The sequence below is a fragment of the Bradyrhizobium sp. SYSU BS000235 genome, assembly GCF_049747295.1.
GTDB lineage: Bacteria > Pseudomonadota > Alphaproteobacteria > Rhizobiales > Xanthobacteraceae > Afipia.
This window is the reverse complement of sequence record NZ_JBMHJM010000001.1, coordinates 789,265-801,857: the sequence shown is the minus strand read 5'-3', so window position 1 is coordinate 801,857 and position 12,593 is coordinate 789,265. Positions and strand designations below refer to the sequence as shown.

Annotated in this window: 10 protein-coding genes; 6 read left to right on the top strand and 4 right to left on the bottom strand. The window is 58.5% G+C overall.

Annotated features, from left to right (window positions below):
* Nucleotides 1-4: 4 nt before the first annotated feature.
* The 3 genes from ACP0KA_RS03670 to ACP0KA_RS03660 all read left to right on the top strand — a co-directional run bounded on the left by ACP0KA_RS03670 (nucleotide 5) and on the right by ACP0KA_RS03660 (nucleotide 4,717).
* On the top strand, nucleotides 5-1,282 hold the full coding sequence (locus tag ACP0KA_RS03670) for an FCSD flavin-binding domain-containing protein (RefSeq protein WP_424627481.1): 1,278 nt from the start codon (nucleotides 5-7) through the stop codon (nucleotides 1,280-1,282).
* Between the two features lie 164 nt (nucleotides 1,283-1,446).
* Nucleotides 1,447-1,878 carry a response regulator gene (locus tag ACP0KA_RS03665; RefSeq protein WP_424627480.1) on the top strand — a complete coding sequence of 144 codons (432 nt, stop codon included), beginning with the start codon at nucleotides 1,447-1,449 and terminating at the stop codon, nucleotides 1,876-1,878.
* Nucleotide 1,879: 1 nt separating this feature from the next.
* Nucleotides 1,880-4,717: a PAS domain S-box protein gene (locus ACP0KA_RS03660; protein ID WP_424627479.1), complete on the top strand. Its 2,838-nt coding sequence runs from the start codon at nucleotides 1,880-1,882 to the stop codon at nucleotides 4,715-4,717.
* A 12-nt stretch (nucleotides 4,718-4,729) separates the two neighbouring features.
* On the opposite strand, the gene ACP0KA_RS03655 is transcribed toward ACP0KA_RS03660, so the two are convergent.
* On the bottom strand, nucleotides 4,730-5,350 hold the full coding sequence (locus tag ACP0KA_RS03655) for a response regulator transcription factor (protein WP_424627478.1): 621 nt from the start codon (nucleotides 5,348-5,350) through the stop codon (nucleotides 4,730-4,732).
* Between the two features lie 119 nt (nucleotides 5,351-5,469).
* Here ACP0KA_RS03655 and ACP0KA_RS03650 point away from each other — a divergent pair, with 119 nt between their 5' ends.
* Complete coding sequence (locus ACP0KA_RS03650; RefSeq protein ID WP_424627477.1) at nucleotides 5,470-5,694, top strand: hypothetical protein; 225 nt, start codon at nucleotides 5,470-5,472, stop codon at nucleotides 5,692-5,694.
* Between the two features lie 68 nt (nucleotides 5,695-5,762).
* Here ACP0KA_RS03650 and ACP0KA_RS03645 read toward each other — a convergent pair whose 3' ends face one another.
* Nucleotides 5,763-6,227 carry an Lrp/AsnC family transcriptional regulator gene (locus tag ACP0KA_RS03645; RefSeq protein ID WP_424627476.1) on the bottom strand — a complete coding sequence of 155 codons (465 nt, stop codon included), beginning with the start codon at nucleotides 6,225-6,227 and terminating at the stop codon, nucleotides 5,763-5,765.
* A gap of 134 nt (nucleotides 6,228-6,361) precedes the next feature.
* Here ACP0KA_RS03645 and ACP0KA_RS03640 point away from each other — a divergent pair, with 134 nt between their 5' ends.
* Complete coding sequence (locus ACP0KA_RS03640; protein ID WP_424627475.1) at nucleotides 6,362-8,722, top strand: transketolase; 2,361 nt, start codon at nucleotides 6,362-6,364, stop codon at nucleotides 8,720-8,722.
* A gap of 9 nt (nucleotides 8,723-8,731) precedes the next feature.
* Here the strand turns inward: ACP0KA_RS03640 and ACP0KA_RS03635 are convergent, their stop codons facing one another.
* Together ACP0KA_RS03635 and ACP0KA_RS03630 are read right to left on the bottom strand one after the other, a co-directional pair.
* Nucleotides 8,732-10,315, bottom strand: a complete 1,584-nt coding sequence (locus ACP0KA_RS03635) for an MFS transporter (protein WP_424627474.1) — start codon at nucleotides 10,313-10,315, stop codon at nucleotides 8,732-8,734.
* Nucleotides 10,302-11,474 carry an HlyD family secretion protein gene (locus ACP0KA_RS03630; RefSeq protein ID WP_424627473.1) on the bottom strand — a complete coding sequence of 391 codons (1,173 nt, stop codon included), beginning with the start codon at nucleotides 11,472-11,474 and terminating at the stop codon, nucleotides 10,302-10,304. Before ACP0KA_RS03630 ends, ACP0KA_RS03635 begins: the two co-directional genes overlap by 14 nt.
* A 251-nt stretch (nucleotides 11,475-11,725) precedes the next feature.
* Here ACP0KA_RS03630 and ACP0KA_RS03625 point away from each other — a divergent pair, with 251 nt between their 5' ends.
* A complete protein-coding gene (locus tag ACP0KA_RS03625; RefSeq protein WP_424627472.1) occupies nucleotides 11,726-12,511 on the top strand; it encodes a DeoR/GlpR family DNA-binding transcription regulator in 786 nt (261 codons plus the stop codon).
* Nucleotides 12,512-12,593 lie beyond the last annotated feature (82 nt).

Sequence of the window (12,593 nt, the reverse complement as noted above, 5' to 3'; positions counted from 1 at the left end):
GATGATGGGCATCAATCGCAGACAAATGTTGACGGGCACCGCGACGTTCGCCGGTGCGATCGCTCTTGGTGCTCCTGCGGTTCTCGGACAGGCAAAGCCCCGCGTTGTGGTAATCGGTGCCGGTGCGGGCGGGGCGACGGCTGCGAAATACATCGCCAAGCAGAGTGCGGGCGCCATTGCGGTGACGCTCGTCGAACCGAACGCAAGTTATCAGACCTGCTTCCACAGCAATCTCTATCTTGGCGGCATGCGTGATTACCCGTCGATCACGCATGACTACTCGGCGCTCACCAAGAACTACGGCATCAATCTGGTCAAGGCACGCGCGATGGCCATCGATCGCGACAAGAGAGAGGTCGTGCTCGCGGGCGATCTTCGTCTGCCCTATGATCGTCTCGTGGTCTCGCCAGGGATTGATCTGAAATATGATTCAGTTCCGGGATGGTCGCTGGCTGCGGAAGAAACCATGCCGCACGCATGGAAGCCGGGTGCGCAAACACAGCTGCTGAAGAAGAAGCTGGACGCGGTGCCGGATGGCGGCGTCATCGTGATGGTCGCTCCGCCGAATCCCTATCGCTGTCCGCCGGGTCCCTACGAGCGGGTTTCGATGATGGCCTATGCCCTCAAAGCCGCCGGCAAGGATCGCTGCAAGATATTCATCATTGATCCGAAGGAGAATTTCTCCAAGCAGGCGCTGTTCCAGGAGGGCTGGGAGAAACACTACAAGGGCATGATCGAATGGCTCGGGCCGAAGGTGCATGATGGATTGAAGTCGGTCGACCCCGCGAGTGGAACTGTTGTCACCGGCTTTGAGACTTACAAGAACGCGGCGCTGGTCAATGTCATTCCAGCACAGATGGCAGGAGCCATCGCGCGCGATGCCGGCCTGGCGAATGCCAGCGGCTTTTGCACTATCGATCCCGCCAATATGAAATCCGTCGTCGATGCGAACATCTACGTGGTTGGCGATGCCTGTATTCCGGGAGACATGCCGAAGTCGGCGTTTTCGGCGAACAGCCAGGCAAAAGTCGCGGCGATGATGATCCGGGGCGAACTCGCATCGGCGCGCACATTTCCGGCGCGCTATACCAACACCTGCTGGAGTCTGATCGCGACGGATGATTGCGTGAAAGTCGGCGGAACTTATGAGCCCAAGGACGGCAAGATCGGTGCTTCATCCACCTTCGTCTCGCAGACCGGTGAAGCGGCGGACCTTCGCAAGCAGACACAGGCCGAAAATATGGGTTGGTATGCCGGGATCACCGCCGACATGTTCACCTGAGCGCCGGTCTTCGAGGCGCCGTCACGCGTGCCGCAATGCGATACGACGCGATGTCCGATTGCAGCGGCATACGTGCTTCGTATTTATCGAATAGCGATAGAGGCTTGTCGCGGCCTGCGCGAATATGCCAACACTACCTGATCCTTTGCTGATCCGGGGGCGGTGTGGCAAACGTTCTGGTTATCGACGACGATCCCGCCGTTCGGGCGACCATGGAGATTGTGCTGAAGCGCGATAGCCATGCGGTCGTTCTCGCCGATAATGGCCGAAAAGGCCTTCAGCTTCTCCAAGCCGGACAGTTCGATCTTTTGATCGTTGATCTGTTCATGCCGGACATGGACGGACTGGAAATTGTCAGCCATGTGCGAAAGTCACGCGCTGAACTGCCGATCATTGTCATATCCGGACATTATACCGGAACCGGACCTGCGCCTGATTTTCTCCAGATGGCAACAAAGCTCGGCGCTGTCTACAGTCTGCAGAAGCCTTTCCGGCCCGCCGAACTGCTGACTGCCGTGTCAAATTGTCTTGACCCGCCGACGGGTGCTTCTGTCTCTCCAAATGCAGCGTGTGGAAATGCGTCATCCGGGTTCTGAAATGTCTGTTGCCACGTCGGAGAACGCATTGCTGAAAAGCCAGGACCGCGGAAGCTTTCCCTCGACATTGCCTGCTTCGGAATTCGATCGCAGGCTCGCGATCGCCGCAGTCGCCATTCTTGCACTACTATTCGCTTTTACCCTGCCGTTCGCAAAGGCGAAGTTAGCGGAAATCCCTGCGTTCGTCGCAAGCTACCAATTCGCCCTTGCTGCAATCGATATCATCACGGCTCTCTTGCTATATGGGCAATTCAACGCCCTGCGCTCGCGCGGGCTACTGCTGTTGGCCAGCGGTTATCTGTTCACCGCGTTGGCCGCAATGGCGCATGCGCTGACGTTTCCCGGGTTGTTCGCGCCGACGGGACTGCTCAGTTCCGGACCGCAGACCACGGTCTGGCTCTACATGTGTTGGCATGGCGTGTTTCCGCTTCTGGTGATTGGTTACGGCCTGTCGACGCGGGATGATGACCTTGCCATTGGTGGATCGGCGCGGGGCTACATTCTCGGGAGCATCGCGGCAGTCTGCGCAGTCATCGCTATCACGGTATGGGCGGTGACCGGCGGGCACAATTTTCTGCCGATCCTGCTGCACGAGCGGCGCTACACGGCGGCAATGATCGGCATTGTGTCGTCGGTCTGGCTCTTGAGCTTGGCTGCGCTCGTGGTGCTGTGGAAGCGCCGACCGCATTCGGTCCTCGACGTCTGGCTCATGGTCGTGATGTGCGCGTGGCTTTTTGACATTGCACTGTCGGCCATCCTGAATGAGGTGCGGTTCGATCTCGGGTTCTATCTCGGGCGAATTTACGGGCTTGCCGCCGCGAGTTTCGTGCTGGCGGTGCTGCTCCTGGAAACCGGGAAGTTGCAGGCGCAGCTTGCGAATCTTTTGAAACAGGAGAGATCGGATGCAGCCGTGGAGCGCGACCGACACAGGGAGCGGGAGGAGTTCTTCGGTGCCGTGATCGCGTCGTCGAACGACGTGATTGTCACAAAGTCGCTCGACGGAGTGATCACAGGATGGAATGCCGCAGCCGAGCGGCTGTTCGGCTATTCGGCAGATGAAGCCGTCGGTCATAGTATCGATCTCATCGTCCCCGCGGAGCGCCGGTCGGAAGTGCGGGTGATCCTGGAAAGCATTCGTCAGGGCGACGTCGTCGGCACACACGAAACGAGACGGATCGCCAAAAGTGGACGCGAAATACTGCTTTCACTGAGCGTTTCTCCAATCAAAGCGCGCGACGGAAAAATTATCGGAGCGACCAAGATTGCCCGCGACCTTACGGAGGTGCGATTGGCGCAGGAGGCGCTGTCTGAAAGCGAACGAATGGCGCTGGGTATCATCGAAACGTCGCTCGACGCCTTCGTGCAAATGAGCAACTCCGGGATTGTTATCGATTGGAATTCGCAGGCGGAACGAATTTTTGGATGGTCGCGGAAAGAGGCGCTTGGGCGCGATCTCGGTGAACTGATTGTTCCTGAGGCTCATCGTGCGCACCACAGGCAGGCGCTCTCGCGCCTGTTACATGACGCGCGCGCGATTCACGGAAGCCGTTTCGAGATCGAGGCGCAACGACGGGATGGCGCGGAAGTGCGCGTTGAGTTCAGCGTCACGGTGTTCCAGCGCCGAGGCGGACATGTGTTCAATGCTTTCATCCGCGACTTGACCGATAAGATCGCCGCGGAAAACCAGATTAGGCAGGCGCAGAAGATGGACGCTGTCGGCCAGTTAACCGGCGGCGTGGCGCATGACTTCAACAATATCCTGACCGTCATTACCGGAACCATCGAGATCCTTGCCGAAGGCGTCGCCGACCGTCCTGAGCTTGCGAGCATCGCGCATATGATCGACGAAGCTGCCGCGCGGGGAGCCGATCTCACAGGTCATTTGCTAGCGTTCGCGCGAAGGCAGCCGCTGCAGCCGCGGGAAATCGACGTCAACACCTTGATCCTGACCACGAGCAAATTGCTGCGTCCGACCCTCGGGGAGCAGATCGAAATCGAGACGTTGCTCGCGGATGACCCCTGGCTTGCTTACGTCGATCCGAACCAGTTGACCACCGCTGTTCTCAATCTCGCTTTGAACGCGCGCGATGCAATGCCGCAGGGCGGGAGGCTGATCATCGAGACGATCAACAGCTATCTCGATGAGATCTATGCCGGTCAGCACAGCGAGGTGAAGCCCGGCGAATATGTCTTGATCGCCATCAGCGACACCGGTTCGGGCATTCCCGCGCATCTTATCGACAAGGTATTCGAGCCGTTTTTCACCACCAAGGACATCGGCAAAGGCACCGGGCTTGGCCTCAGCATGGTTTATGGCTTCGTCAAACAGTCGGAAGGCCATATCAAGGTCTATAGCGAGGAGGGGCACGGAACGACGATCAAGCTCTATCTGCCGAAGAGCAAGGAACTTTCGGCTGCGGCGATCGAGGTCGATCCCGTTGAGAAAGCGATCGGCGGCAACGAGCTTATTCTCGTGGTGGAAGACGATCTTCTCGTCCGAAATTATGTTGTCACCCAGGTTCGCAGCTTGGGATATCGCACGCTTTCTGCGGCCAATGCGGAAGAGGCGCTCGACGCCATTCGCAGCGATCCGACGATCGACTTGCTGTTTACCGACGTCATCATGCCAGGCTCAATGAACGGTCGGCAGTTGGTCGAAGAGGTGCGCAAGCTGCGCGGCGAGTTCAAGGTTCTCTATACATCGGGATACACAGAGAATGCGATCGTTCACCACGGGCGATTGGATCCCGGTATTCTTCTGCTTGCAAAACCTTATCGCAAGGCCGATCTGGCGCGCATGATCAGGCTGGCTCTTGATGGCGGCGACAAAGCGAATTGATAAAGTTGCCGGTCAGGACGTTCCGCTGAGATAAATGCGCATGAGGTCGGCGAGGTTTCTGGCGCCGAGCTTTTCCATAAGCCGTGCGCGATGGAATTCGACGGTGCGCGTGCCGATGCCGAGCTGACGACCGACTTCCTTGTTCGATGCCCCTGCCGCCAACTGCGCCAGCACTTCGCTCTCGCGCCGGGTCAATGGCTCGCGGCCGGGAAAATGAAACCGAGACGAATTCGCGGCCGGACTCGCCGTTTGCCGGCGGGTAAAGGCGTCGATCGCATCACGGACCTTTTCGGTCACGATACTTCCGCGGAACGGCTTCTCGATGAAGTCGAGCGCTCCATTCTTGATGGCGTCAACGGCCATGGCGATGTCGCCTTGACCCGACATAATGAAAATTGGGGCTGGATAGTCGTCGGCGTTGAGTTCTTTCAGAATATCCAGGCCTGATCGTCCGGGGATATGGACGTCGAGAATAATACAGGCCGGGGTTTTCTGTCTTGCCGTGGCCAGAAGCGCCGCGCCGTCAGCGAAGCAGATGACTTCGTAGCCTTTGGCCGAAAAAATAGCCGTTAAAGTTTTTCGTATCGCCGGATCGTCATCAACCACGTAGATCTCAGCACCGTTTCCGCCCACAAACCCCATCCCGTTTCAGTCCCATTTTCTTGTCGGACCCGTATTTGTACGGGTTCCTTACTTAAGAGGTAGGTAGCTTAATCCCCCTAACGATGCCAGCGAAGGAGAATCTCATGCGAATGGCATCCGGCGAAAGTGAAGACCGGCACGACATTGAAGGTTTAGCCGATGGCGTGGCCGTGCTGAACGACATCGTGCCTGATCTGGGGCTTGGGAAACTCACGCTGGCCATCCACGATCTTCGTGTTCTGGAGGCATATCAGGCTGTCCTCAATGCGAGACAGATCGAGCATTCAATTCAGATCGTCAGAGAGCAGATTCTCGACGAACTTGATTGGGAGTAAATCGGACGAACGTCGAATTTGTCGGAATAAATCGCTTTCCCGACAGGGGGCTGGGATGCCGCCTTTGCTCATTGGACTGGCAGCGCGATCGAATACTTGACCTGGCTGAGTGCGAAGCTCGATTCGATCGAGGCAATCCCGTCGAGCCTTGTCAGCTTGTTGATGATGAAAGCTTCATAGGACGGCAGGTCCGCGGTGACGACGCGTAACAGATAGTCGCGGTTCCCCGTCATCAAATAACACTCCAGGACTTCGTTCCATTTTGAAATGGCCCGCGCGAAGCGATTGAGGTCTTCCTCTTTCTGGCGTTCCAGTTTGATGGAAATGAAGACGCTGACCGGAAGACCGACCGACTTCTGATCGACCATGGCGATATAGCGCGTAATGACGCCGCGCTCTTCCAACAGCTTGACGCGGCGGTGGCACGGCGACACCGACAGGCCGACCTGGTCGGCGAGTTCCTGCATGGTCACCCGGCTATCAGCCTGTAGAATCGCGAGAATTTTTCGGTCAATCGCATCCAGGTCGGTCATTGGGATAAAATCTCAATCAGCTACATTTCTGTGAGAATTTATACTAATATTGGGATCGCCGTCGATATGATTTGAGATATTTCGGCGCTGGGAGAGGACTAGCATTGTGGCTCAATCATTTTGCTGGTGCTGCCATGGCTATCGAACCGTCCCGTCTGGAAATTCTGTCCGCCCTTGCGAAGAAGGCGCTGTGGCTGTCGTCGTGGACCATCCACCACGCCAATCATGTTCGCCCTGACTCGGACGGCCTGAAGGTAGGCGGCCATCAGGCCTCCTCGGCCTCGCTGGCGACAATCATGTCGGCTCTCTATTTCGGCGTGCTGAAGCCGGAAGACCGCGTTGCGGTCAAGCCGCATGCCAGCCCGGTCTTTCACGCGATCCAATATCTGCTCGGACACCAGACCCGCGACAAGCTCGAACATTTCCGCGGCTTCAAGGGGGCGCAGTCTTATCCGTCGCGCACCAAGGACACCGACGATGTGGACTTCTCGACAGGGTCGGTCGGGCTCGGCGTCGCCCAGACGCTGTTTTCGTCATTGGTGCAGGACTACGTCACGTCGCATGGCTGGATGAAGGGGCGGCCGGAAGGGCGCATGATCGCGCTGGTCGGCGATGCGGAGCTCGACGAAGGCAATATTTTCGAGGCGTTAGCGGAGGGCTGGAAACAGGGCCTGCGCAATACGTGGTGGATCGTCGACTACAATCGCCAGAGCCTCGATGCGGTGGTTCGTGAAGGGCTTTGGGAAAAGTTCGAGACCATGTTCCGCAACTTCGGTTGGGACGTGGTGATCGTCAAATACGGCAAGCTGATGCAGGCGGCATTCGCGGAGCCGGGCGGCGAGGCGCTTCGTCGCTGGATCGATACATGCCCAAACCAGATGTACGCGGCACTATGCTTCCAGGGAGGCGCAGCGTTCCGCAAACATTTGCTCGACGATATCGGCGATCAGGGAGCCGTCACCAAGCTCATCGAAAAACGCAGCGACGAAGAATTGCTGGCGCTGATGTCCAATCTCGGTGGCCACGATATGGCGAGTGTGCTCGAGGCTTTCGAAGCCGTCGATCATGATCGCCCGGTGTGCTTCATCGCCTATACCATCAAGGGCGTCGGCTTGCCGTTCCAGGGACACAAGGACAACCATGCGGGCCTGATGACGGTTACCCAGATGGAGGCGTTCCGCAAGGCGCAGAACATCCGTCCGGGTCATGAATGGGATCGGCTGGAGGGATTGCCGCTGGATGCCTCGCGCATCGAGGCGTACCTCAAGGACGTCGCTTTCGCGCGCGAAGGGACGCGGCGTCTCGATGCGCCAAAGATCGACGTTCCGGAGCGCTTGTCGGTTTCGTTGGCGCCGCGGATGTCGACCCAGCAAGGGTTTGGCCTGATCCTCAACGAGCTCGCGCGCAGCGAAACCAAGCTGGCCGAGCGCATCGTGACCACATCGCCTGACGTCACCGTGTCGACCAATCTCGGCCCGTGGGTCAATCGTCGCGGCCTGTTCGCCATGGCCGAGAAGGTCGACCTGTTCCGCAAGGAGAAGATTCCCTCGACGTTTGCGTGGGATTACTCGCCGAAGGGGCAGCATATCGAACTGGGCATCGCAGAGATGAACCTGTTCATCGCGCTGTCTGCGTTGGGCTTGTCACATTCGATCAACGGCGAGCGGTTGCTCCCGGTGGGGACGTTGTATGATCCGTTTATCGAGCGTGGCCTCGATGCGTTGAACTATGCCTGTTATCAGGATGCACGCTTCATGGTGGCTGCGACACCTTCGGGCATCACGCTGGCGCCGGAAGGCGGCGCGCATCAGTCGATCGCAACGCCGTTGATCGGAATGGCACAGGATGGCTTGGCCTCGTTCGAGCCGGCCTTCGTGGACGAACTGGCCGTCATCATGCGCTGGGGCTTCGAGCACATGCAGCGCGACGAGGAGGGCGGTTCGGTTTATCTCCGGCTGTCGACGCGAACGCTCGATCAGGTTCAGCGCACGATGACGCCCGAACTGGAGAACGATATTGCCGCGGGAGCGTACTGGTTGCGCAAGCCGGGGCCCAACGCCGAGCTGCTCATCGCCTATACCGGTGCGGTGGCCCCGGAAGCCATCGAGGCGACCGGATTGCTGGGCGAAGACCGCCGCGATATCGGCTTGCTTGCGATCACGTCGGCCGACCGGCTGCACGGAGGCTGGACAGCATCACGCAAGCGTCGCCGCAATGGCGGCCCCCGTGAACCCAGTCACATCGAGCAATTGCTGGCTCCGCTACCGCGTGACTGCGGATTGATCACGGTGGTCGATGGTCATCCTGCCACGCTGGCATGGCTCGGCAGCGTCCACGGTCATCGTGTGGAAGCGCTCGGTGTTGAGCATTTCGGTCAGACCGGAACCATCGGTGACCTTTATAAGCACTATGGTCTCGACGCCAACACGATCATCGATGCGGCCGCAAGCCTGACATTCGGTGCGCCGATCCGTCACCGCAAGCTTGCAGTTTGATCCTGCTCGTCAGTTTGCTTTCGGCGTGAATGGGCCGGGAGGCGATCGCCCGATGAAGGCCGTAAAGGCAAGTCCGGCGATCGCAAACCAGACAGTCAGCCAAAACCCGTCAATATAAGCAAGGACGTTGGCCTCGCGCTGAACGCGTGAAGCCAATGTTGCAATGCTGCGTGCTGGTGCGCTCGCGGCGTCGTCACTTGTGAAATAGCTCGACAGTTTCGCCAACAGATGTGTCACGTCCACACTGCCATTGGCGACGTGTTGCCCCAAAAGGTTGGAGTGAAGCTGCTCACGTACGCGCAGCCATGTCCCCATCAGTGCGATGCCGATCTCCGCGCCGCCGAGGCGCATGATTTGGATGTAAGCAGCGAACGCGGTCGCGCGGGTTGGATCGGAATTGGAGACGGCAATGATAATGATCGGGAAGAGTGTGAAGGCTTGCCCGAGCGATTGCAGCAGGACCACCGGTATAAAATCGTTGATGGCCCAGTCATTGGTGACTTGGGTTCCCAGTAGTCCAGCCACCGCAAAGGCCGTCAGTCCAATGATCAGAACAATGCGCGGATCCATCCGCCGCATCAGGTAGATCGATAGGGGCAGGGTCACCGCCATCGGCAGGACGCCGTAAATCAGGAACAGCGAGCCGGTCTGTTCGGGTCTGAGCTGTGCAATGGCGGTCAGAAAATTCGGTGCGAGAGACGAGTTGGAGAGACCCGTGAGCGTGTACAAAAGGATGACCACGAGCGCGAGGCCGATGTTGCGCGAGAACAGTATCTTGACGTGCGCCCAAGGGCTTTTGACGAGAGACTCGTTGATGAAAAAGCACACCAACAGAAAAACGCCGCCTGAGAGCATCGCAATAATGATCCCGGAGTCGAACCAGTTCAGTCGATTGCCCTGATCAAGTCCGGCGTAAATCAACGCGAATCCGGTGCCCAGAAGCAGCATGCCGCCCCAGTCAGCTTCGCGAACCAGCTCGCGGTTGACGGGGTCGTGCGGTGTTCCCAAGTAGACAAGTAATCCCAATAGCGGTGCGACGATGATGTCCTGCCAAAACATCCATTGCCAGCCGACGGTATCGACATAGAAGCCGACGAGCGAAATGCCAGAGTTCAGGGTGAAGCCGACACGGATCGAGTAGAGTGCAATGGCCGGCAACCACCATTTCATTGGCAGGTTGCGGAAAATGATCATCAAGGTCGCAGGAACGAATGTTCCCAGCAGCAGGCCATGGATAACGCAGAGCGCCATCAGCAAGCTGTAATCCCGTGTGAGCGGGATCAGGAGCGATACTACGGCATAGATGAGACTTGGAATGCCCAGCACACGGCGAAGACCGAATGCTGTGGCGAGCCATGCGACCGCTGGAGCGATCAGGATTTGAGATCCGATTGCCGCGGTACTCAGCCAGGCGCCTTCATCGAAGCCAAGCGAGAGGCCGCCTTTGAGATCTGGCAATCCAATCGTAAAGAGGCGACTGTCGAAATTGGCCAGAAACGCCCCGAACAGAACCGCACCGGCGGCAAACCACGGCCTAGCGGACGTCCCGCCAAGCGATACCGGACCGCTGCGGATGACCTCACTTGCTGCCATTGGTGCCGGTTCCGCTGGCTTCGGACGCGGCGGTCTCGCCGACGCGAATCCGGCTGACGACTGACATGCCGGGAAGAAGTTTTTCGAGCAGCGGTTGATCCTTGTCGAGCGCAATGCGGACAGGGATACGCTGAACCACTTTGGTGAAGTTGCCGGTCGCGTTATCCGGCGGCAGAAGTGCAAATTGGGATCCGCTAGCGGGTGAAATACGCTCGACCCGGCCGCGCAACGTTTGGTGCGGGAAAGTGTCTACCGTGATCTCGACAGGCTGACCGGGCTTCACATGGGTCAGCTGGGTCTCTTTGTAGTTCGCGATGACGTAGACATTGGGTAGCGGCACCACATTGATCAGGTTGCTGCCGATATTGACATAATCGCCCGGCTGAACCTGCCGCTCGCCGATAACGCCATCGAACGGTGCAGTGATTTTGGTGTAGCCAAGGCGAAGGCGAGCTGCGGCCAACATCGCCTTCGCGCCGAGCAAATCTGCATGGCGCTGTTTCTTGTTGCCCGCCAGCACTTCAAGCTGATGACGTTGGGCAGCAATGACCGCGCGGCTAGCCTTCACGTCGGCCTGTGCTTTGGCGTAGTCGGCGATCGCCTGCTCAAGTTTCTGCCGCGTCCCTGCTTCCGTTTTGGTCAATGATTCCTGCCGTTCCTGCTCCTGGCGTGCTTCGACCTCACGGGCTTCTGCAGACACACGCTGCGCTTCACCCTGAGCGATGGTGGCGTATTGGAGTTCAACCTGATTATCGAGGTTGTCGAGCGCGGCTTGAGCGGCACCGACGGAAGCCTCTGCCTGCGCGACCTGGGCTTCGTAGTCCGCCGGGTCGATTTGAATCAGCAGTTCGCCGGCCTTGACGCGCTGGAAATCCTCAACGGCGACCGTGAGCACCTCACCAGCGACGCGGCTGCTCAATCGGGTCGTCTGCGCGCGAATATAAGCGTCATTGGTGGTCTGGACGCTGGCATTGCCGGTCCACGTATCCCACCGTGCCGTTGCCAGCGCAACAAAGGTCAAGGTCGCAACCACGGCCAATACCGGGATCGCAAGACGACGCATCGCATTGGTCGATGAAGAGGAGGCCGGCGGATCATCGGCCGAGGCGGGAGACGTGGCCGGGGTTTCTGGCTCGCGAATGGGATTCAACTGTGTCATTGGTGTCCCACAACGTCGGCTTACGCATGAATCAGAAATTTAAGTGTCGTGCGGATTATCGGCGGAAAGACGGATGCCTTCAAGCTGCAACAGCTCCAATGTCGCTGACATTTCTTTGTTGTACAGCGGTTGTGGGAATGCGCCAGGGTCCGCGTGAACCGGTCTCTCCGTGTCTCAACCTCCGCAAAATCGCGAGTTGACCGGAGAGGCGAACATCATCACCATTGGTCCACTTTAGGATCGGGTGTTGAATGACCGAGCTATCCAGCCGCCAGTCTGACATTCTCAACATCGCGCGTTCGTCGGGGCGGGTGACGGTAGAGGATCTGGCGCGGCGGTTTGAGGTGTCTGCGCAGACCATTCGCAAGGATCTTAACGATCTGTGCGATCGCCGCTCGCTGACGCGGGTTCACGGCGGTGCCATCATTGCGTCCGGTGTCGAGAACGTCGCCTACGAGGCGCGCCGTTTTGTTGCCGCGGAAGAGAAGAAGGCAATCGGTGTAGCTGCGGCGGCACAAATCCCGAATGGGTGCTCGCTCTTCATCAATATCGGCACGACGACTGAAGAAGTTGCGAGCGCGCTGACTTCGCATGAGGACTTGCTGGTCATTACCAACAATCTGAACGTCGCGATGATGCTCTATCGTCATCCACGCATCGAAGTCATCGTCGCCGGCGGCACCGTGCGGCGCTCGGACGGGGCGGTGATCGGGTCAACGGCCGATAATCTGATTACACAGTTCAAGGTGGATTACGCCATTATCGGCGCGTCGGCGATCGACGGGGATGGCGCGTTGCTTGATTTCGATTATCGCGAAGTACAGGCGGCCCAGGCGATCATCGCCAATGCGCGCAGCGTGATGCTGGTTGCGGACAGCACCAAGCTTCGGCGCAGTGCGCCGGTCCGTATCGCCCATCTCAGCCAGATCCAGACCTTCGTGACCGACGTTGCATTGCCTGCTGGGTTGCAAAATATCTGCACCAGTCGCGGTATTGAGGTCATCGAGGCGATGCCGGACAAGCTCGCCGATCTCTAAACAATCCGCCTTTTCGTTTCGATCACGTTGGTTGTCGTCCCGTCGGCGGCTCTGGCCGCGGCGGCTGCAGGTGACAGCCGCA

Coding starts and splice junctions, on each gene's coding strand:
- ACP0KA_RS03670 (WP_424627481.1), top strand. CDS start 5: ATGGGCATCAATCGCAGACAAATGTTGACGGGCACCGCGACGTTCGCC.
- ACP0KA_RS03660 (WP_424627479.1), top strand. CDS start 1,880: ATGTCTGTTGCCACGTCGGAGAACGCATTGCTGAAAAGCCAGGACCGC.
- ACP0KA_RS03650 (WP_424627477.1), top strand. CDS start 5,470: ATGGCATCCGGCGAAAGTGAAGACCGGCACGACATTGAAGGTTTAGCC.
- ACP0KA_RS03645 (WP_424627476.1), bottom strand. CDS start 6,227: ATGACCGACCTGGATGCGATTGACCGAAAAATTCTCGCGATTCTACAG.
- ACP0KA_RS03640 (WP_424627475.1), top strand. CDS start 6,362: ATGGCTATCGAACCGTCCCGTCTGGAAATTCTGTCCGCCCTTGCGAAG.
- ACP0KA_RS03635 (WP_424627474.1), bottom strand. CDS start 10,315: ATGGCAGCAAGTGAGGTCATCCGCAGCGGTCCGGTATCGCTTGGCGGG.
- ACP0KA_RS03630 (WP_424627473.1), bottom strand. CDS start 11,474: ATGACACAGTTGAATCCCATTCGCGAGCCAGAAACCCCGGCCACGTCT.
- ACP0KA_RS03625 (WP_424627472.1), top strand. CDS start 11,726: ATGACCGAGCTATCCAGCCGCCAGTCTGACATTCTCAACATCGCGCGT.